Source organism: Pseudomonas sp. 22490, assembly GCF_052044465.1.
In the GTDB taxonomy this organism is placed as follows: Bacteria; Pseudomonadota; Gammaproteobacteria; order Pseudomonadales; family Pseudomonadaceae; genus Pseudomonas; species Pseudomonas aeruginosa.
Genome location: NZ_JBQENS010000009.1, coordinates 41,899 through 62,416, shown reverse-complemented (window position 1 = coordinate 62,416; position 20,518 = coordinate 41,899). Strand labels below are relative to the sequence as shown.

Below are 20,518 nucleotides of genomic sequence, written 5' to 3'. Positions count from 1 at the left end.
GGGTCCGCGGGGGCGGATCGCAGAAGGACACCGATGAACAAGTTTGCCGAAATGACCACCTTCGTCAGCGTGGTCGACGCCCATAGCTTCTCCGAGGCCGCCCGCCGCCTGGGCACCACCAAGTCGCAAGTCAGCCAGCGTATCCAGCAACTGGAGAGGCGCCTGGGCCGGGTGCTGCTGAACCGCACCCGGCCGCTGAGCCTCACCGACCCCGGTCGCACCTACTACGAACATGCCTGCCGCCTGCTACAGGAGCTGGAGCAGGCGGAAGCCTCGGTGCTCGACGCCGATGACGACCTGCGCGGCCAGTTGCGCCTCTCCGCGCCGCTGGCCTTCACTCCGCGCTACCTGGCGCCGCTGCTGGCGCGCTTCGCCGAGCGCCATCCGCAATTGCGGGTGGACGTGCAGGCCGACGATCGTTTCGTCAACCTCCAGGAACCGCGCTTCGACATGGCCCTGCGCATGGGCCGGCTGGACGACTCCTGCCTGGTGGCGCGGCCGATCACCGCCAACCGCCACCTGCTCTGCGCCAGTCCCGACTACCTGGCGCGGCATGGCGTGCCGCAGCATCCCGAGGAATTACAGGCGCACGACGGGCTGGTCTACTACAACCGCGAGCCCGGCGGCATGCTCTGTCTGCCGGTGGACGGCGAACCGGCCTCGTTCCGCATCCGGGTGAGGATGCGCACCGACTCCGGGCACCAGTTGCTCGAAGGTGCGCGCGCCGGGCTCGGCCTGGCGATCCTGCCGAGCTTCCTGGCCGCCGATGCCTTGCTGGCCGGCGAGCTGCTGCCGGTCCTGCCTGGCTACTCGCCGGACGGCGGGCAGGTTTCCGTGGTCTACCGCAAGACCCAACGGACGCCCCGGAAGATCCTCGTCCTCGGCCAGTTCCTCGAAGAGGAAATCGGCGATCCGGCACCCTGGGACCGCGCGCTCATCGAGCGTGGCCTGTTGCCGCCGGGCTGAGTTCGGAAAAACCGAACCAGCGGTTCGCCTTCCGCTGTCTGTCGCCGAGGGCGCGCCGGGCATAGCGTTGCTCCCGTCAATCGATCTGGATACGGGAGAATCCCATGCACCAACCCGAAAACCCGGCGCGCCGCACCTTGCTGGCGCAGACCGTCGCCGGCTCCGCCGCGCTCGCCCTGGGCTCGCTGCTCGGCGGCGCGCCCGGCGTGGCCAGCGCCACGGCGGAAACGCCCCGCAAGGCCTTCGATGGCGGCAGGATCGATGTGCTGATCGTCGGCGGCGGCTCCGCCGGCGCGGTCCTCGCCCGGCGCCTGAGCGAGCGCGGCGACCGCCGGGTACTGTTGCTGGAAGCCGGCCAGGCCTATCCGGCCTGGGACTACCCCAGGATCATCGCCAGCAGCGACAGCGTCGGCGGCGACCCCTCCAGCGACTGGGGCTACCAGTCCCAACCGGGGGCGATCGGGCACCCGATCCATGCGGTCCGCGGCAAGGTCCTCGGCGGCAGCTCGGCGATCAACGGCGCGGTGGCGATCCGCGCGCGGCGCGAAGACTTCGCCCGCTGGAATCTGCCGGGCTGGTCCTACGACGACCTGCTGCCGGCGTTCCGCCGCCTGGAGACCCGCCAGGGCGGCGACCCGGCCCTGCAAGGCGGGGACGGACCGCTGCCGGTGCGGCAACTGAGCCGCGCCGATCTCTCGCCGATGCAGAGGGCCTTCGTCGACGCCACCCTGGCCAACGGTTTCAAGGCCATCGCCGATTTCGACGGCGCCGACGCCAACGGCGTCGGGCCGTACCCGATGAATGTCGTCAACGGTGTGCGCGTCAACACCGGCATGGCCTACCTCGACAACGCCGTGCGCGCTCGCGCCAACCTGTCGATCCGCGGCGACGCGCTGGTCGACCGGGTGCTCTTCGAAGGCAAGCGCGCGGTGGGCGTGCGCCTGGCCTCCGGCGAGGAAATCCACGCCGGCGAAGTGATCCTCAGCGCCGGCGCCTACGGCAGCCCGGCGATCCTGCTGCGCTCCGGTGTCGGCCCGGCCGACGAGCTGAAGGCGCTGTCGATCCCGTTGCTTGCCGACTTGCCGGTGGGCCGCCGGCTCAAGGACCATCCGTTCTACTACAACGCCTATGCCGCCCGGCCGGAGCGCATCGGCGCGCAGTCGCCGGTGATCGGCGCCAAGCTCTGGACCCATAGCTCGCGGGCGCAGAACGGCGAGCTGGACCTGCACATCACCGCCACCCACCTGTTCCCCGCCGAGATGAGCCCGACCGGGGTCGGCTTCGTCCTCGCCGTGGCCTTGACCCGGCCGCAATCGCTGGGCAGTGTGCGCCTGGCCAGCCGCGACCCGGCCGTCGCGCCGCTGATCGACCTGAACTTCCTCGCCGAGGCCGAAGACCGCGCGCGGTTGCTGGAAGGGGTCAAGCTGGCGCGCCGGATAGGCCGCAGCGAACCGCTCGCCGGGCTGATCCACGCCGAACTCGGGCCGGGGCCCGAGGCACGCAGCGATGCGCAGATCGAAGCGGCGATCCGCGCCACCCTCGATACCTACCACCACCCGACCTCCAGCGCGCCGATGGGCCGCGCCGGCGAGCGCTGGGCGGTGGTCGACCTGGAGGGCAGGGTGCATGGCCTGCAAGGATTGCGGGTGATCGACGCCTCGATCTTCCCCGATGCCATTTCGGTGGCCACCAACATCACCACCATCGCCGTTGCCGAGCACCTCGCGCAGCGCATCGCCTGACCGACCCAGGAGAACTTGCAGATGAACGGACACGCCAGACACTGGATCGACGGCGCATGGCTCGATTCCGCGCAGCGGGGACAATCCTTCGACCCGGCCAGCGCCCAGCCGATCGGCACCTACGCCGACGGCGGGCGGGCCGAGGCCGATGCGGCGATCGCCGCCGCTGTGCGCGCCTTCGAAGATGGTCCCTGGAAGGACGACCACGCGCTGCGCGCGAAAGCCCTGGAGGAAATCGCCGCGGCCTTCGAGCGGCATGCCGATGCGCTCATCGACCTGCTTGCCCTGGAGAACGGCAAGATCAAGCCCGAGGCTGCCTTCGAGGTCGGCATGGTGCCGGGCAAGCTGCGCTACTACGCCGGCCTGGCGCGCAGCGAACGGGGCGCCAGCGGCACGCCGCGCCCCGACGTGGTGTCGCTGGTGCTGCGCGAGCCGATGGGCGTCGCCGGCATCATCGTGCCGTGGAATTCACCGGTGGTGCTGATGATCCGCTCCCTGGCGCCGGCGCTGGCCGCCGGTACCACCACGGTGGTGAAGATGCCGGGGCAGACCGCGCAGACCAACGCCATGGTCGCGCGGATCATCGCCGAAGCGCCGTCGCTGCCTGCCGGGGCGGTGAACATCTTCAGCGAATCGGGTTCCGAAGGCGCCCGGCGATTGATCGACGCGGCCGAGGTGCCGGTGATCAGCTTCACCGGCTCGAGCGCCACCGGCCGAGCGATTTCCGCCGCCGGCGCGCGGCACCTGAAGCGCTTCGGCCTGGAACTGGGCGGCAAGACACCGCACCTGGTGTTCGACGACGCCGACCTGGACGCCGCCTTGCCCGTGCTGGAGAAGTCGCTGACGGTGTTCGCCGGGCAGTTCTGCATGACCGGTTCGCGCCTGCTGGTGCAGCGCGGCGTTGCCGAACGGCTACGCGAACGCCTGGCGCAGCGCCTGGAAAACCTGCGCGTGGGGCCGGCGGCGGACCCGCGCAGCGACATGGGGCCGTTGATCGACAAGGCCAACGTCGAGCGCGTCGAGCGAGCCGTACGCCAGGCCATCGCCGCCGGCGCGCGGGTGGTGGTCCGCGGCGGCCCGGTAACCGAGGGCGAGCTGGCGGCCGGCGCCTTCTACCGTCCGACCCTGCTGGAGGTCGATGATCCGGACCTGGACATCGTGCAACAGGAAACCTTCGGACCGGTGCTGACCCTGCAGGTATTCGAGCACGAGGAGGAGGGCGTCGCCCTGGCCAACCGCAGCGAGTACGGGCTGGCGGCCGGGGTCTGGACCCGCGATGTCGCGCGTGCCTTCCGGGTGGCGCGGAAGATTCGCGCCGGCACCGTGTGGATCAACGACTGGGCCAAGGTCTACGACGAATTCGAGGAGGGCGGCTACCGCCAGTCCGGCCTCGGCCGGCTGAACGGGGTCGCCGCCCTGGACGACTTCGTCGAATACAAGCACATCAGCCTGACCACCGGCGCGGCCTGAGCCTGGGCGAGCGGTGCGGCCGACGGCGCCGCCCGCTACTCCCAGGAGCGGGAATACACGTGTTCGCGGAACAGCTCGGGCAATCCGGAAACCTGCTTGAAACGCAGCACCTCGTCATTGTCCATGCCCAGTTCGCGGGCCACGTCGGCCTCGCTCCAGCCGGCCTTGAGCAGGGTCACCACGATCGCCGTCATCGGCAATACGCCGTGCACGCCGCGTGCTCGGTTGTGGCGGATGGTGGCGGCGATGCGCTCGCTGTCGCCTTCACGCCCGGCGCGTATCGCGGCGATCGGCAGGTAGCCGTGCAGACGCTGGCGCAGCGCGCCCTTGGCGCTGCCCACGCGCAGGCGGTGAAAGCCGTCGACCACCTCGTAGCGCCCGTCGGCCTGCGGATAGGCGACGATGGGCTGGGTGAATCCGTCGGACTCGATGGACAGCCTCAGCAGTCGCATCTCCGGTGGCGCGACGGTATTGGGGTTGTAGTCGTTGCCGGCGACGCGCTCGGCACGCACCCACTGCACGCAATCGACCGGCTCTTCGGCGAACGGACTGTGCGCGTGGAGCAGCCGGCGGATCCGGTTGATGGCTTCAATCCGCTCGGCAAGCGGCAACCCGTGCAGTTCGCCGAACAGCGCCTCGGCTCGCTCCGTCAGTGTCTTTGTCTGTGCCATGGGCTTTCCTCATGAGCGTCACCCAGCTACCCCGGGTGGAATGCACGGCGAAGCCGTGCGGTTCGAGAAGGCGCGCGCAGGCCTGGGGCGCGCGGGTGGTACAGGCCAGCCCGAGTTGGTCGACATGCCCGAGGACCCGCTCGCGCAGGGTGCGGAACAGCCCGCGACCGCGCGCTTCCGCACGCAGGTAGGCATCGCGCAGGCGAACCACGTCGGGATGTTGCTCCAGGCTGACGAACCCCAGTATCCGCGTGTCCCCCTGGCGGCGGAGCACGAACCAGCGGTGGTAGGGACCGTCGCTCAGCGGGTAGCCGCCGCATTCGCGGCGCACCCGGGCGCTGGCGAAGAAGCGGCCCATGCTGGCGAAGAAGGCGGCCTCGTCGTCGAACGAGCGCCACTGCAGGATCTCGCAGTCTTGCGGGCGGATCACGAGCGCTTCTCCCGACCGGGGACCAGTCTGTCGATATCGGCCTGGGAGAAGCCGAAGGACAGCGAGCGGGCCATGTCCTGCTTCAGCAGGGATAGCGCGATACGCCGCCAGGACGGCTGCTTGCGACGATTCTCCAGGGCCGGGATCCCCGCGTCCGGCCAGATGGCAAGGGGATAGTCGTGCTGCTTCCACCAGAGGATGAAACGCTCGATGCGCCGCTGGTAGATGCCGCGCAGAGGCGGCGGCATGCTGCGCAGGAGGAACTGGCTGTACTCGCGCCAGGTGCCGAAGGAGGGCGGCAGGCCAAGGCCGCCACGGTAGCCGAGGAAGCGCTGGCGACAATAGCGCGCCCCATAGTTGGCGCCGGCGACGCGCCGGACTACCTTGAACCAGGTGCGTGGCTCGATCCGGTGGAACAGGTCGAGGCCCTTGCGCTGGTCGTCGCCATAGGGCTGGCAGATGCGCATCTGCGAGAACGGCACGCCGGCGCGGTACATCTGGTCGTAGAGGCGGTTATAGGCGTAGCCGTGGTCGGCGACGCAACGCCAGAGATCCTCGAAACGCCAGTCGTAGATCGGGAAGAAGCTCACCGCCTGCGGGTTGGCCCGGTCGCGCGCGCTCCAGGCCAGCGGCGCGCAGCCGCCCGGCGGCGTCCAGGCGCATTGTTTCGCCCGGCTCCTGCGCTTGACCGCCAGGTAGCGATTGAGCGATTCGTCCGAACGGATGCCGACCAGGAACGCGGTAGGCTCTTCCCTGGCCAGCCAGGCGTTGAAGCCGGCGACGAACTCCTCGAACTCCATGCGGTAGCGGTAGAAGGGGAAGAACGCCGGGTCGCTGATCACCCCTCGCTGCTTCGGTAGCGGGCGCACCCAGTCGGCCTCGGCGCCGGGCTCCCAGCAGCACCAGTAGGGTTCCTCCAGGCTGGAGGCGTTGCGCAGGTTGAGTGGCAGACAGACCCACCAGGGGCGTACGTCGGGACGCCCGAGCATCTCGCTGACGTGATCGATGGTGGCCTGGTACTGCCCCTCCAGGTCGATGAACAGTACGTCCACCGGGCTGCGTCCCAACTCGCGTGCCACGTCCAGCGCCAATTGCAGGGTGACCGAGCTGTCCTTGCCACCGGAGAAGGCGACACAGACGCGCTCGAAGTTCCGGAATACCAGTCGGAGGCGGGATAGGGTTGCGGCATGCACATCGGCATCCTGGTAATGCTTGCCTGCCATGGGTGCGAACCTCTTCTTTTAATAACTATTGAGGGAGACCGTTGCGACGACGGTCCATGTGCAATGTTTGTTTCGGAGTTTCTCCAGGCTATTTTTTCGAGAGTCGCGGCAGCCGGCACGTTCGGCGACGTTGGACTCCGAATCAGTGGATAACGGAAATATGTCCAGGCACTTGGCAGAGCGACGACCAACAGGCCCGACAACTGTCGTGCAGGAACTTTTTCAATGCTAGGCGAAGCCGTGGTTCGAGTTGTTGACTTGTCGCAAGACGGATTCTCCGAACAGCATCGGCGCAGCGCCCACTTGCAACGAGAGTGCGCACGCCGCCGTTGGCACTCGTCTGCGCACCGGACTTCTGAGCGGCGGCGGAAAAAGCTTGCTGCGCAAGGAGAAGCGCCTGCGGGTGAACATGGAAATTGCCCGGGAAAAGTCGACGGTAATTATTCGTTGAATAACAGGGAAGTGCATACTTCCAACTTGGAAGTTAACTGCATGGCACCATCCATGCATTACACGGATGACGGTTTTTATTATAAGTCCAAACTGGCGAAGACAAGCAAGAGAGGCCGGGATGCCAGAGTTCCATAGTCGGAAATACAAGCGTTGCAATGTCGACGGATAGCGCGAAGAGGCAGCGGTACCCTGCGAAACGAGGCAATTCCCCGAATGGCGGGCACTCGAACGGATTTATAAGTCCGCCGTTCGGCGTTCACCTCGACGCCTGTGCACGGGATACTTATATCGGTGGTTCGCACCACTGATTATCGATTTGAACTCGTTCGAGTCTTTACCGCGTTCCCGGCCGAAATAAAAGGCGGGTGGACGATTATTGCCTCACACAAGGAACATAGGCATGACCAGAACTTCGAACCCATGCGCAGTGGTATTGGCCTTTGCGGCAATTGCCGCTTCGGGAACCGCGATGGCGGCAAACACTATCACATTCAGCGGCGAAGTGACCGACCAGACCTGCCAGGTCGCGGTCAACGGCTTCACCGACCCCACGGTGATCCTCGACAGCGTACCGGTGAGCGCCCTCGATGGCGCAGTGGGCCGCAGCGCCGGCGAAACCGCCTTCACCCTGCAACTCACCGATTGCGTCGCGCCGACGGCCGACGAGCATTTCACCACCCTGTTCCAGGCCACCAACCCCAGCGCCGCCGGGAACCTGGTGAACACCGCCGCCAGCGGCGCGACGGGCGTGGCGCTGCAATTGCTCGATAGCGTCGGCGGCAACCCGGTCGACCTGGCCGGCGGCGCGGCGGTGCCCGCCGGCGATATCGTGCTCGCCAACGGAGCCACCAGCACCAGCTACGACTACGCGGTGCAGTACGTCTCCGAAGCGGCGACCGTGACGCCCGGTCCGGTACTCGGCGCCGTGACCTACACGCTGCGTTACGAGTGAATGCCGGCGGCGCATGCGCCGCCCCTTCCTTTTCCCAGCACTAAAGCCGGGCCCGGTCGCTGGACCGTGTCCGGCCAGGTAAGCCGCATGCCCAGACATTCGTACCGATCCGGCAGGACATCGGCGCTTCTGCTCGTCCTGCTGGCGAGCATCGCCCAGGCGCGGGCAAGCGTGGTGGTGACCGGGACCCGGGTGATCTATCCCGGCGAGGCACGGGAGAAGACCGTGCAACTGAGCAATCGCGATGCGTTTCCCAACGTCGTCCAGGCCTGGGTCGACATCGACGCCCCGGACGCGCCGCCGGACCAGGCGGACGCGCCGTTCCTGGTCAACCCGGCGGTATTCCGCATGGCCCCGGACAGCGGCCAGACGCTGCGCATCGTCTACACCGGGCAGGGCCTGCCGGGCGATCGCGAATCGCTGTTCCATCTCAACGTCCTGCAGATCCCGCCACGCAACAGCAGCCATGCGGATCGGAACCAGATGCTGCTGATGCTGCGCAATCGCCTGAAGCTGTTCTACCGCCCGGCGGGCATCCAGGGCCGTCCCGAGGACCTGCCCGGGCAACTGCGTTTCGCACTGGTCCGGCGCAGCGCCGGCTGGGCGGTGCGGGTGGACAACCCGAGCGGCTACTACGCCTCGTTCGCCAGCGCCACGCTCAGCGTCGGCCAGCGCCGCTGGCGCTTGCGCAGCGGCATGCTGGAGCCGCGCAGCCATGCCGAATGGCAGGCCGAAACCCGAGAAGCCCTGCCGCCGGGACGCGTGCGCCTGCACGCGCTGCTGATCAACGACTACGGCGCCCATATGGATATCCGTCATGACCTATCGCCATGAACGCCGCTGCCGCACCGGCACGGCCCTGATGGCGGGCGGCATGGCGCTGGCGGCGAGCGCCTTCGGTCATGCCCAGCCCGGCTACGAATTCGATGATCGCCTGTTGCTCGGCTCTTCCCTGGGCGGCGGCGACCTGTCGCGCTTCAACCAGGACGGTCGGATCGATCCGGGTCGCTATCACGTCGATGTCTACCTCAACGAGCGCTTCGCCAGCCGCAGCGAAGTGAGTTTCCGCGCCAACCCCGCCAGCGGCGCGGTGGAGCCCTGCCTCGACGAAGACTTCCTGCGCCAGCGCCTCGGCGCCAAGCCTGGTGACGATCCGCGCAAGAGCGGCGACGGGCGCCACTGCGCCTTTCTCGGTGCACGCCTGCCCGGCTCGCGGTTCAGCCTGGACGTCGCCCGCCTGCGCCTGGATCTCTCGGTGCCGCAAGCCTTGCTCGACCTCAAGCCGCGCGGCTACGTCAGCCCCGAGGAGTGGGACGCCGGCGACAGCATGGGCTTCGTCAACTACGACACCAACCTCTATCGCTCCGAATACCGCGGCGGCGAATCGGGACGATCGGACTACGCCTATGTCGGCCTGAACAGCGGCATCAACCTCGGCCTGTGGCGTTTGCGCCACCAGTCCAACTACACCTATTCCCGCTACAACGGGCAGGCCAGGCGCAAGTGGAACAGCATCCGCACCTATGCCCAGCGCGCCTTGCCGGCCTGGCGCAGCGAACTGACGGCGGGGGAGAGCTACACCGCCGGCAACCTGCTCGGCAGCATCGGCTACCGCGGCCTGAGCCTGGCTACCGACGACCGCATGCTGCCCGAGTCCCTGCGCCGCTATGCGCCGCAGGTGCGCGGCACCGCGGCCACCGCGGCGCGGGTGGTGATCAGCCAGAACGGCAGGAAGATCCGCGAGGTGAATGTCGCCCCCGGTCCGTTCGTCATCGACGATCTCTACGACAGCGCCTATGCCGGCGATCTGGATGTCCAGGTGTTCGAAGCCGATGGCAGCGTATCGAGCTTCAGCGTGCCGTTCGCCTCGGTCCCGGAGTCCATGCGTCCCGGCCTGTCGCGCTACAGCTTCACCCTGGGCCAGGCGCGCCAGTATGGCGACGGCGACGACCTGTTCGCCGACTTCACCTACCAGCGCGGCATGAGCAACGCCCTGACCGCCAACCTGGGACTGCGTGTCGCCGACGACTACCTGGCCATGCTGGGCGGCGGCGTCCTCGCCACCCGCTTCGGCGCCTTCGGCCTGAACAGCACCTATTCCAGCGCACGCGTCGAGGATGGCGCGCGCAAGCAGGGCTGGCGCATCGGGCTCGACTACAGCCGGACCTTCCAGCCCACCGGCACTACCCTGACCCTGGCCGGCTACCGCTATTCCACCGAAGGCTACCGCGAACTCGGCGACGTGCTCGGCTCGCGCGACGCACTGCGCCACGGGGACACCTGGGATTCCGGCAGCTACAAGCAGCGCAACCAGTTCAACCTGCTGGTGAGCCAGGCCCTCGGCGGTTACGGCAACCTCTATCTTTCCGGCTCCTCCAGCGATTTCTACGACGGCAAGAGCCGCGACACCCAATTGCAGTTCGGCTACTCCAATACCTGGGGGCAGTTGAGCTACAACCTCGCCTGGTCGCGGCAGACCACCACCTACTACCAGGAGCAGGGCGACCAGGACCCTGGCGTCGAGCTGCTCCGGCGCGACCGGCGCAGCGGCCAGCGCAACGACACCCTGACCCTCAGCGTCTCCATGCCGCTGGGTTCTTCCAGTCGGGCGCCGACGCTCAGCGCCATGGCTACCCGGCGCTCCGGCGACAGCCGTGGCGGCAGCCTGCAAACCGGGCTGAACGGTACGCTGGGCGACGAGCGTACCTGGAGCTACGCGCTGTCCGCCAACCGCGACAGCGAGGTCGCCGACACCACATGGAACGGCACGTTGCAGAAGCAGGCGGCGCTGGCCACCGTGAATGCCGGCTATGCCCAGGGCGATCGCTACCGGCAATACAGTGGCGGCATCCGTGGCGCGCTGGTCGCTCACCGCGACGGGCTGACCCTTGGCCCCAGCGTCGGCGATACCTTCGCCCTGGTCGAGGCCAAGGGCGCCAGCGGTGCCGCGATACGCGGCGGGCAGGGCGCGCGCATCGACGGCAACGGCTATGCGCTGGCCCCCTCGCTGTCGCCCTATCGCTACAACCCGATCTCACTCGATCCCGTTGGCATCGATCCCGACGCCGAACTGCTGGAAACCGAGCGCAAGGTCGCGCCCTACGCCGGTGCCAGCGTGCGCGTGACGTTCAGGACGCTGACCGGCCATCCGCTGCTGATCCAGGCGCGGCGCGAGGACGGCAGTGTGCTGCCGCTCGGCGCCGTGGTGGTCGACGACGGCGGGGCGGCCATCGGCATGGTCGGGCAGGGCGGCCAGGTCTATGCGCGCGCGGAAAACCAGCGGGGCAGGTTGCTGGTGCAATGGGGAACGGCGCGCAAGGAGCGTTGCGAGTTGCCCTACGACCTGGCCGGTGTGTCTCGCGACCAGGCGCTGATCCGCCTGCGCGGCACCTGCCGGGCAGCCACCACCGACTCCAACCTGGAGAACGCCAGATGAACCGCACGCTTCCCCTGCTGCCCGCGCTGGCCCTCGGCGTGTTGCTGGGGCTTCCCGCCAGTGGCCAGGCGACTTGCTACCGGGTCACCTCGGTAGGCAGCGAGACGACCACCTCGAACACCCAGATCCGCCCAGGCGAAGGTACCGCCGGCAGTTGGACCGGCGCCTGCGACACCTGCAATGGCTCGCTCGGCCTGCCCAGCGTGGTCAACGTCAGCGACGAGAGTTTCCAGCCCTATCCGACGCTCATCGCCAGCGCGGTGGCGCCGCTGACCCAGTACGGCGCCACCGGCGGCTACGACCCCGAACGGGTGTTCTTCCGCTGTAGCGCCGGGGACGCCGTCTACGAGATGTTTTCTACCAACGGCGACGATCTCTATAGCGGCTACTACACCGGCGCCGATACGGTGGGCAACGACATCGGCCTGCAGGATGCCTACCGGACCGCCTGGCCCAACGTGCTGCTGCGCCTGACCAACGTCGAGACGGGGGAAACCATCACGCCGATCTGGAAGGAGCGCCAGCTCTCCGGGCTGGACATAGACTCGCGCGGCTTCCAGCTGGTCAAGGCGAAGAACCTCGCAGCGGTACGCGCCGAGCTGTACAGCGCGCCGCTGGAGGCGATCCGCTACTACTCGCCGACGATCCTCTCGCAGCCCTATTCCTACACCCAGCCGGCGGCCTACATCGCCATCAAGGGGCCGGGCCTGACCGCGCCGACCGTCGGCCAGGCGCACGTGGGCGGCAACTGGGGCGGCTGGTACAGCAACTGGCCGGGTGCCATCGGGCTGTACCGCTACGTGACCCTGAAACGCTATCCCACTTGCGCGGTGATGACGGTCACCCCGCACGTGCAGTTCCCGTCCATCACCCTGGCCGAGATCGATGGCGGCGGCGTGCGCGAGGCGCCCTTCGAACTCACCTTCAAGTGCCAGAGCGGCATGACCAACGGCACCGGGGCCGGCGCCACGGCGCTGGGCATCCGCGTGTCCAGCGGGGCCCTGGCGGCCAGCCCGGCGCTGGGCCTGGTCAACGCCAGTGGCGGACTGTCCTACCTGCTCTCCGACCGTTACGGGGAGCCGGGCATTGCCCGTGGGGTCGGCATCCGCATCTACCGCGACGGCACGCCGATGACGCTCCTGGCCAACGAGAACTCCGCCGGCGGCAGCAACGCCGAGGCCACCGGCTGGTACCCCGCCATCGGTGGCGCGACCCAGGCCAACGGCGGTAGCGGCGGCATCGACCTGTACCGCGAAACCTTCCGCGCGCGCCTGGAGAAACTCGCGCTCGGCAGCCAGCCCGGCGTCACGGCGGGGCGAGTCGAGGCCACGGCGCAGGTGGTTATCCGTGTCCAGTAGGCGCGCGCTCGCGCTGCTGGCCATGCTTTGCCTCGCGCCGACGAGCGAGGCCGGAGTGACCGCGGAGCGCACCCGCCTGGTGTTCGTGGAGGGCCAGCGCGAGGCCTCGTTGCTGCTTGTCAACCAGAATCCCTACCCGGTGCTGGTGCAGGCGTGGGTCGATGACGGTGCCCTCGACGGCGAACCGGATACCGCGCTGGCTCCGTTCCTGCCGCTGCCGCCCGTATTCCGCCTGGAGCCGGGACGCCAGCGCAGCCTGCGCCTGCTGGCTACCGGCCAGGCCCAGGCACGGGATCGCGAATCGCTGTACTGGCTGAACATCTACGAGATCCCCCCGCAAGCCACCGCCGAGGCCGCTGGCCGGCCCCGGCTCACGGTCACCCTGCGAACCCAGATGAAGGTGCTGTACCGCCCGCACGGCCTGCATCCGCACGCTGAGGACGCGGCTGCCGAACTGGGCTTCGCGCTGCGCGACGAGACCCTGCGGGTGGACAACCCGACGCCGTACTTCGTGTCCCTGGCGGGGCTGGCGCTGGAGATAGGGGAGACGCGCCTGGATCTGCCCGGAACGCTGCTGGCTCCGCGCTCGCAACGACGCCTCGGCCTGCCGCGGCGGGTGGATGGCGGGACGCGCGGCGAGGTGGCGTTCGACTGGATCGACGACAACGGCGTCAGCCGCCAGGAAAGGAAAGCTCTACAGTGAACAGTTCCCCACAGGCTCGCCAGCACGAGCACCCGCCGGCCGTTGCCGCCTCCCTGGCCGGCGACCTGCGCCTCGCCCGGCGTTTCCAGGCCGCCCTAGCGCGCGGTCGGGTGCGCCTGGACTGGCAGGCCGTACGGCATGCCGGGCATCCGGAATGGGAGCCGCTCTACCGGGAAACCCTGCTCAGGGTCACGGCCGCCAGCGGCGAGCCGCCGTTGCCGACCCAGGAACTGATCCTGGCGCTGGAGCGGCTCGGCCTGATACGCCTGCTCGATCGCTGCGTGCTGGGCACGGTCCTCGACCGGCTGAACGCCGAGCCTACCTTGCGCCTGGCCTGCAACCTGTCGCGCCAGAGCGCGGCGATGGATGCCTGGTGGGAAGCGGTCTGCCGATGGCTGGCCGCCCGTCCGCAGGTGGCACGGAGGCTGACGCTGGAGCTGACCGAGACCGCCGTGGGCGAGAGAGTCGCGACCCGGGAGTTCATCCGACGCCTGCGCGAACATGGCGTGCGCATCGCGATAGACGACTTCGGCGCGGCGCACAACAACCTGGACTTCGTTCTCGATGCCCGTCCCGATGTGATCAAGATCGATTGCCGGTATACCCGCGAAGCACGTCGCTCGGCGAAGGGCGCCGAAGTGCTGCGCCATCTGCTGGCCCTGTGCCGCGAACTGGCGCCCTGCGTGGTCCTGGAAGGTCTCGAGGAGGACGATGCGTTCGCCCGGCTGCCGACCGGGGACGTCTATCTCCAGGGCAACGCGATCGCGCCGCCGATGCGGGTCGAACCGCCGCTGTCCGTACGCCGGCCGAAGAGCCGGGCGCGGATCGAGGCGCTGGCGAGCCGCCAGGGGTGACCGGGGAGGGCGCCCGGCCTGGCACGGTCGGCGAAAAATCTGAACGGTCGGCCGGCGGCGCCGTCACAGCAGCGACGATGCCGAGGTGCGTTGTGCCGAAGTCCCGGCATTTTTTCCCTGTCACGCCAACGGAGTCGACCATGAACAGAGCAATCAGCCTTCCCCTCAAGGGAGCCGCCTGGCTCCTGCTGGTCCTGGCCCTGCCTTTCGCCAACGCCCAGGACATGAACAAGACCGCGCCACAGACCTTCGTCAGCGAGGCCTCGGCGGCCGGCGTAGCGGAAATCGAAGCCGGCAAGATGGCGCTGGAAAAGAGCACCGCCGCCGATGTGAAGGTATTCGCCAAGCAGATGATCGACGACCACGGCAAGGTCAACGCCGAACTGCGCAGCCTGGCCGAGCGCAAGAAACTGGAGGTCGAAGACGACGCCAGCCTGACCGACAAGGCCAAGGCGACCCTGCTCGACCTGCGCGACGCCTCCTTCGACCCGGCCTACGCCAATAACCAGGTGGCGGCTCACGAAAAAGCCGTGGAACTGTTCACCCAGGCCGCGGACAACCTGACCGACCCGGAACTGCAGGCATTCGCCAAGACCCATCTGCCGGCCCTGAAGCATCACCTGGAGATGGCCCGCGCGCTGGCCAAGGCGCACCCATCCAAGTAACGCCCCCGCGGGCGGAGCCTGGCCAGGCATGAGTTTCAGCCTGTGGTTGCTGGTACTGGGCTGCATCCTGCTGACGCTCGGCCTGGCCTCGGCCTACCTGCGCCTGCTGCCGGTCAGCACCTCGTTCATCTACCTGCTGTTCGGCCTGGCCATCGGCCCGGCCGGGCTGCACGCCTGGCGCAGCGGCCTGGCGGACATCAGCGGCTGGTTCGAACACCTCAGCGAGGCGGCGTTGCTGATCTCGCTGTTCATCGGCGGCCTCAAGCTGCGCCTGCCGTTGCGCTCGCCGGCCTGGACCGCTGCCTGGCTGCTGGCCGGACCAGTCCTGCTCGGCTGTATCCTCGGCCTTACCCTGGGCGCGCATTTCCTGTTCGGCCTGGACTGGGGGCTGGCCTTGCTGGTCGCGGCGATCCTCGCGCCCACCGATCCGGTGCTGGCCAGCGACATCCAGGTCAACCACGCCGGCGACGACGACCGCCTGCGCTACGCCGTATCCGGCGAGGCGGGACTCAACGACGGCATCGCCTTTCCCTTCGTCATCGCCGCCCTGCTGCTGATCGGTCAGGGCGGCGGCCTGCCCGGGGAGTTCGACCGCAGCGGCCTGGACTGGCTGCTGCGCGACGTGCTCTGGGCGATTCCGCTCGGCCTGCTGGTGGGCTATTGCCTGGGCCATGGTCTCGGCCGCCTGGCCATCCACCTGCGGGCGCGGCACACCGACACCTCGGTGTCGGCCAACGACTTCCTCGCCCTGGCGCTGATCGCGCTGTCCTATGTCGGCGCCGACGCGCTGGGCGGCTGGGGCTTCCTCGCCAGCTTCGCCGCCGGGATCGGCCTGCGCCACGCCGAGGTGGCGACGCTGGGGCGCGCCTCGGCACCGGCCGAGGCGCAGGCGGCCGCCGCCGACGTGCGCGAGGCAGGGCAGGCCAGCGGCGCCATCGAGTACGGCGCCGACCGCAGCGAACACCCGAAGGTGGCGGCCGGCGCGGTGATGCTCGACGTGCTCTCCTTCGGCAACCTGCTGGAGCGCTCGCTGGAAGTGCTGCTGGTGACCCTGCTCGGCGCCATGCTCTACCAGCACTGGGACTGGCGCGCGCTGCCGCTGGCGCTGCTGCTGTTCTGCGTGTGCCGGCCGGCGATGGTCTGGCTGCTGGTCGGCCGGCGGCTGATGCACCCGGCGCAGCGGCGCCTGCTCGGCTGGTTCGGCATCCGCGGCATCGGCAGCCTGTACTACCTCAGCTACGCGCTGAACCAGGGGCTGCCTACGGCGCTCGCGCATACCGCCAGCGACCTGGTGCTGAGCCTCGTCGCCCTGAGCATCTGCGTGCACGGCCTGAGCATCCAGCCGCTGCTGATGCGCCAGGCGCGCAGCGTCAGTCGCCGCGATCGGGAATGATCGAAATCTTGCCGTTCTTCTCGAGGATGGCGAAGCGGATCTGCTCCATGCGTTCCAGGCCCTGGGTCTCGCGGGCGGCCAGGAGAATGTCTTCCTCGCGCAGGCGGGCCTCGGCCAGGCGTGCGTGCAATGGCCTGCCGTACTCGACGATGAGCGTCGGGGAGCCCTCGATCAGGGTGTCGAGCTTCGGATGGCGCAGCTTGAGCAGGGACAGACCGACGTCGATGACGATCAGGGTGATGATCACCAGTACCGCGTTGACCAGCGAGAAGTCGTCGCCCAGCAGCGCCTGCTGGGTGGCTTCGCCGATGATCATCAGCAGCAGCAGGTCGAAGGTGGTGATGTCGGTCAGTGAACGCCGCCCGGCGATGCGGAAGAGTACCAGCAGGACCAGGTAGAGCGCGGCGGCTCGCAGTATGGAATCCATCGTACGCCTCCTCGGAACGGATGACTCAGGGGTAGATGAACTGGTCGAAGGCCAGGCTCTCGCCGGCGAACTCCAGTCGACTGGCGACTTCGCCGAGCTGGTTCGGCAACAACGTCAGGAACAGGCTCAGGCGACCGTCTTCGTCGAGCCTTCCCTCCAGTTCCAGGCCACCCCGCCAGCTGTGACTGCGCAGCGGTTGCGGTTGCAGGCTCTGGATGCTGTGCGCCTGTAGCAGTCCGCCGCCCAGGCGCACGCCAACTTCGGTGCCCGGCGCGCCGCGCAGATCGATGCGCAGGCGGCTGGCGGCGCCGCTGCGTTCGAAACGCTCGTAGGCCAGGGTCAGCCTGCCGCTGTCGCTGACCAGCGTCCGCGAACTCAGAGGCCCGCCGGCGAACACCCCGGTCAGCGCCAGGAGGATCACCCCGAGCAGGACCCACAGGCCCGCCCGTTCGAAACGCCAGGCGCGGCGCTGGCTTTCCAGGCGCTCCGGGATCGGATACTCGCGCTGGTCGAACGCATCGTCTGCGGCGTCTTCTGGGGCAGGGCGCATGGCTGGCTCCTTCGCTCGCGGTCTCTCAGGCTGGACCCCGGTCGACGCGGTTGGTGCCGGCGGGCTTACCAGCGGTCCGCGCGGGTCGGGCAATCTGCACGATGAACAGGCGCCTTCCGGGCACTCTGCTGATCGCACTTTGCGATCAGCCCGCGCCCAATCGCCGTGGTCACGCTGCTCCGGCGCAAGCGGGGCGGACGGCGCGAACCTTGCAGCGAAGCCTTCCTGACAATCCGACAGGGAGAACCATGGTGAACGGAGAAAACAAGATCGTCCTGGTCCTCGAAGAACACGCCGACCAGCTCTGGCGGATCGAGGAATTCCTCCTCGATCGAGGCTACGCGGTGCTCAGCGCGGCGAGTCGCGACGAAGCCCTCGACCACCTGGCCTCGGACGCGGTGATCGACCTGTTCCTGCTCAGCGAGCAGCTCGAAGGTCCTCTGAGCGGCAGCATGCTCATCGAAACCAGCCTGCCGGTGCGCCCGCGGATGCGGGTGATCCTGCTCAGCGACAGCGCTCGCGTCGGCATCGACCCGGCGGCACCCTATCCGGTGCTGCTCAAACCGGTGACCCTGGAGGAACTGGGGAAAGCCATCGACATGGTCCTGCACAGCGCGCCGGTCTGCCCCGGCGTCTGAGCACCGAGGAGCCCACCATGCCCAGCAGCAAGCCGCTCGCCGAGTACGCCCGCAAGCGCGATTTCCGCCAGACCCCGGAGCCCAGCGGCCGCAAGCCTCGCAAGGACAGCACCGGGCTGCTCCGCTATTGCGTCCAGAAGCACGACGCCAGCCGCCTGCACTACGACTTCCGCCTGGAGCTGGATGGCACCCTGAAGAGCTGGGCGGTGCCCAAGGGGCCGTGCCTCGACCCGGCGGTGAAGCGGCTCGCGGTGCAGGTTGAGGACCATCCGCTGGACTATGCCGATTTCGAAGGCAGCATCCCCCAGGGGCACTACGGCGCCGGCGATGTCATCGTCTGGGACCGAGGCGCCTGGACGCCTCTGGACGATCCGCGCGAGGGCCTGGAAAAGGGCCATCTCAGCTTCGCCCTGGATGGCGAGAAACTCTCCGGGCGTTGGCACCTGATCCGCACCAACCTGCGCGGCAAGCAGCCCCAGTGGTTCCTGGTCAAGGCCAAGGACGGCGAGGCGCGCAGCCTGGATCGCTTCGACGTGCTGAAGGAGCGTCCCGACAGCGTGCTCAGCGAGCGTACGCTGCTGCCCCGCCATGGCGAAACCGCCACGCCCGCGGCCAGGCCGGCGCGACGCGGCAAGAGCGGGGGGAAGACGCCGATGCCCGAATGGATCGCCCCCGAGCTGGCCAGCCTGGTCGAGCAGCCTCCGCGAGGGGAGTGGGCCTACGAACTCAAGCTGGACGGCTATCGGCTGATGAGCCGCATCGAAGACGGCCACGTGCGCCTGCTGACCCGCAACGGCCATGACTGGACCGAACGCCTGCCGCACCTGGAGAAGGCCTTGGCCGGGCTCGGTCTGCAGCGCAGTTGGCTGGACGGCGAACTGGTCGTCCTCGACGAGGAGGGTCGACCGGACTTCCAGGCCCTGCAGAACGCCTTCGAGGAAGGTCGCGGCGAGAACATCCTGTACGTCCTCTTCGACCTGCCGTACCACGCAGGCGAGGATCTGCGCGATGTCGCCCTGGAGGAGCGCCGCGCGCGCCTGGAGGCGCTGCTGGAAGGGCGAGACGAAGACCCGCTGCGGTTCTCCGCGACGCTCGCGGAAGACCCCCGCGACCTGCTGGCCAGCGCCTGCAAGCTCGGTCTCGAAGGCGTGATCGGCAAGCGTCTGGGCAGCGCCTACCGTTCGCGCCGCAGCAACGACTGGATCAAGCTGAAGTGCCAGTTGCGCCAGGAGTTCGTGATCGTCGGCTATACCGAGCCGAAGGGCTCTCGCCGGCATATCGGCGCCTTGCTGCTCGGCCTCTACAGCCCTGACGAGGAGCGCCGGCTGCGCTATGCCGGCAAGGTCGGCAGCGGCTTCACCGCGGCCAGCCTGAAGAAGGTCCGTGAGCGCCTGGAACCCCTCGCGGTCCGCTCCAGCCCATTGGCGAAGGTGCCGCCGGCGCGCGAGACCGGGTCGGTGCAGTGGGTGCGCCCGCAACAGCTGTGCGAGGTTTCCTATGCGCAGATGACCCGTGGCGGGATCATCCGCCAGGCAGTGTTCCACGGCTTGCGCGAAGACAAGCCGGCGCGCGAGGTGACCGGCGAGCGTCCCGCCGGCCCGCCGCCGCTGCGCGGCGCGCGCAAGGCCGGCGCCGGTGCGTCGCGGGCGGCCACCGCCGGCGTGCGCATCAGCCATCCGCAGCGGCTGATCGACCCGTCGATCCAGGCCAGCAAGCTGGAACTCGCCGAGTTCCATGCGCGCTACGCCGACCTGCTCCTGCGCGACCTGCGCGAGCGCCCGGTGTCGCTGGTGCGCGGCCCCGACGGAATCGGCGGCGAACTGTTCTTCCAGAAGCACGCGGCGCGCCTGAAGATCCCCGGCATCGTCCAGCTCGACCCGGCGCTCGATCCCGGTCATCCGCCGCTGTTGCAAATCCGCAGCGCCGAGGCGCTGGTCGGCGCGGTGCAGATGGGCAGCATCGAATTCCATACCTGGAACGCCAGCCTGGCCAACCTGGAGCGGCCCGACCGTTTCGTCCTCGACCTCGACCCGGACCCGGCGCTGCCGTGGAAGCGCATGCTCGAAGCGACCCAGCTGAGCCTGACGTTGCTCGACGAGCTGGGCCTGCGCGCCTTCCTCAAGACCAGCGGCGGCAAGGGCATGCACCTGCTGGTGCCGCTGGAGCGCCGGCATGGCTGGGACGAGGTCAAGGATTTCGCCCAGGCCATCTCCCAGCACTTGGCGCGCCTGATGCCGGAGCGTTTCTCGGCGGTTTCCGGGCCGCGCAACCGGGTCGGCAAGATCTTCGTCGACTACCTGCGCAACAGCCGCGGCGCCAGCACCGTGGCTGCCTACTCGGTGCGCGCCCGCGAAGGGTTGCCGGTGTCGGTACCGGTGTTCCGCGAGGAACTCGACTCGCTGCAGGGCGCCAACCAATGGAACCTGCGCAGTCTGCCGCAGCGCCTCGACGAACTCGCCGGCGACGATCCCTGGGCCGACTACGCCGGCACCCGCCAGCGCATCAGCGCGGCCATGCGGCGCCAGCTCGGGCGCGGCTGACCGTCCGCGAAAAAGGCGGAACTCCCCCGGCGCACAGGGCCTCCACC

18 protein-coding genes are annotated in these 20,518 nt (G+C 68.7%); 13 read left to right on the top strand and 5 right to left on the bottom strand.

The window, feature by feature from the left end:
• Positions 1-33 precede the first annotated feature (33 nt).
• The 3 genes from ACTJJX_RS12340 to ACTJJX_RS12330 all read left to right on the top strand — a co-directional run bounded on the left by ACTJJX_RS12340 (position 34) and on the right by ACTJJX_RS12330 (position 4,178).
• Entirely contained in the window at positions 34-966 is a 933-nt protein-coding gene (locus ACTJJX_RS12340; RefSeq protein WP_003102145.1) for a LysR family transcriptional regulator, read from the top strand.
• Positions 967-1,070: 104 nt separating this feature from the next.
• Positions 1,071-2,708, top strand: coding sequence for a GMC family oxidoreductase (locus ACTJJX_RS12335; protein WP_016851675.1), 1,638 nt, complete (start codon positions 1,071-1,073; stop codon positions 2,706-2,708).
• Between the two features lie 21 nt (positions 2,709-2,729).
• Entirely contained in the window at positions 2,730-4,178 is a 1,449-nt protein-coding gene (locus ACTJJX_RS12330) for an aldehyde dehydrogenase family protein (protein WP_016851674.1), read from the top strand.
• 35 nt (positions 4,179-4,213) lie between these two features.
• Here the strand turns inward: ACTJJX_RS12330 and ACTJJX_RS12325 are convergent, their stop codons facing one another.
• From ACTJJX_RS12325 to ACTJJX_RS12315, 3 genes are read right to left on the bottom strand one after another with little or no spacing between them, the layout of a single operon-like run.
• Positions 4,214-4,849, bottom strand: a complete 636-nt coding sequence (locus ACTJJX_RS12325; protein WP_003088853.1) for an IbrB-like domain-containing protein — start codon at positions 4,847-4,849, stop codon at positions 4,214-4,216.
• Positions 4,767-5,279: a GNAT family N-acetyltransferase gene (locus ACTJJX_RS12320; protein ID WP_003102153.1), complete on the bottom strand. Its 513-nt coding sequence runs from the start codon at positions 5,277-5,279 to the stop codon at positions 4,767-4,769. The genes ACTJJX_RS12325 and ACTJJX_RS12320 overlap by 83 nt, the downstream gene beginning before the upstream one ends.
• Entirely contained in the window at positions 5,276-6,502 is a 1,227-nt protein-coding gene (locus ACTJJX_RS12315; RefSeq protein WP_014602965.1) for a phosphoadenosine phosphosulfate reductase, read from the bottom strand. The genes ACTJJX_RS12320 and ACTJJX_RS12315 overlap by 4 nt, the downstream gene beginning before the upstream one ends.
• Positions 6,503-7,355: 853 nt before the next feature.
• On the opposite strand from ACTJJX_RS12315, the gene ACTJJX_RS12310 reads away from it, so the two are divergent.
• The 8 genes from ACTJJX_RS12310 to ACTJJX_RS12275 all read left to right on the top strand — a co-directional run bounded on the left by ACTJJX_RS12310 (position 7,356) and on the right by ACTJJX_RS12275 (position 16,316).
• Positions 7,356-7,907, top strand: coding sequence for a fimbrial protein (locus ACTJJX_RS12310; protein WP_003120281.1), 552 nt, complete (start codon positions 7,356-7,358; stop codon positions 7,905-7,907).
• An 87-nt stretch (positions 7,908-7,994) separates the two neighbouring features.
• On the top strand, positions 7,995-8,741 hold the full coding sequence (locus tag ACTJJX_RS12305; RefSeq protein WP_003088863.1) for a fimbrial biogenesis chaperone: 747 nt from the start codon (positions 7,995-7,997) through the stop codon (positions 8,739-8,741).
• A complete protein-coding gene (locus tag ACTJJX_RS12300) occupies positions 8,725-11,343 on the top strand; it encodes a fimbria/pilus outer membrane usher protein (protein ID WP_003102159.1) in 2,619 nt (872 codons plus the stop codon). Before ACTJJX_RS12305 ends, ACTJJX_RS12300 begins: the two co-directional genes overlap by 17 nt.
• Positions 11,340-12,701: a fimbrial protein gene (locus ACTJJX_RS12295; protein WP_016851673.1), complete on the top strand. Its 1,362-nt coding sequence runs from the start codon at positions 11,340-11,342 to the stop codon at positions 12,699-12,701. Before ACTJJX_RS12300 ends, ACTJJX_RS12295 begins: the two co-directional genes overlap by 4 nt.
• Positions 12,691-13,404, top strand: coding sequence for a fimbrial biogenesis chaperone (locus ACTJJX_RS12290; protein WP_003113635.1), 714 nt, complete (start codon positions 12,691-12,693; stop codon positions 13,402-13,404). The genes ACTJJX_RS12295 and ACTJJX_RS12290 overlap by 11 nt, the downstream gene beginning before the upstream one ends.
• Positions 13,401-14,258 (top strand): EAL domain-containing protein, encoded by an 858-nt coding sequence (locus ACTJJX_RS12285; RefSeq protein ID WP_003109869.1) that lies wholly within the window; start codon positions 13,401-13,403, stop codon positions 14,256-14,258. Before ACTJJX_RS12290 ends, ACTJJX_RS12285 begins: the two co-directional genes overlap by 4 nt.
• A gap of 140 nt (positions 14,259-14,398) precedes the next feature.
• On the top strand, positions 14,399-14,923 hold the full coding sequence (locus ACTJJX_RS12280) for a DUF4142 domain-containing protein (RefSeq protein WP_003088871.1): 525 nt from the start codon (positions 14,399-14,401) through the stop codon (positions 14,921-14,923).
• 28 nt (positions 14,924-14,951) lie between these two features.
• Positions 14,952-16,316 (top strand): cation:proton antiporter, encoded by a 1,365-nt coding sequence (locus ACTJJX_RS12275; protein WP_003142470.1) that lies wholly within the window; start codon positions 14,952-14,954, stop codon positions 16,314-16,316.
• Here the strand turns inward: ACTJJX_RS12275 and ACTJJX_RS12270 are convergent.
• Both ACTJJX_RS12270 and ACTJJX_RS12265 read right to left on the bottom strand, forming a co-directional pair.
• Entirely contained in the window at positions 16,294-16,743 is a 450-nt protein-coding gene (locus ACTJJX_RS12270) for a DUF421 domain-containing protein (protein ID WP_003102168.1), read from the bottom strand. The genes ACTJJX_RS12275 and ACTJJX_RS12270 overlap by 23 nt on opposite strands.
• 25 nt (positions 16,744-16,768) lie before the next feature.
• Positions 16,769-17,293 carry a hypothetical protein gene (locus ACTJJX_RS12265; protein ID WP_003088874.1) on the bottom strand — a complete coding sequence of 175 codons (525 nt, stop codon included), beginning with the start codon at positions 17,291-17,293 and terminating at the stop codon, positions 16,769-16,771.
• 248 nt (positions 17,294-17,541) lie between these two features.
• Between ACTJJX_RS12265 and ACTJJX_RS12260 the strand changes: the two genes are divergently transcribed.
• Entirely contained in the window at positions 17,542-17,931 is a 390-nt protein-coding gene (locus tag ACTJJX_RS12260; RefSeq protein WP_003102170.1) for a response regulator, read from the top strand.
• Positions 17,932-17,948: 17 nt separating this feature from the next.
• Complete coding sequence (ligD, locus tag ACTJJX_RS12255; protein WP_016851671.1) at positions 17,949-20,471, top strand: DNA ligase D; 2,523 nt, start codon at positions 17,949-17,951, stop codon at positions 20,469-20,471.
• Positions 20,472-20,518: the final 47 nt, after the last annotated feature.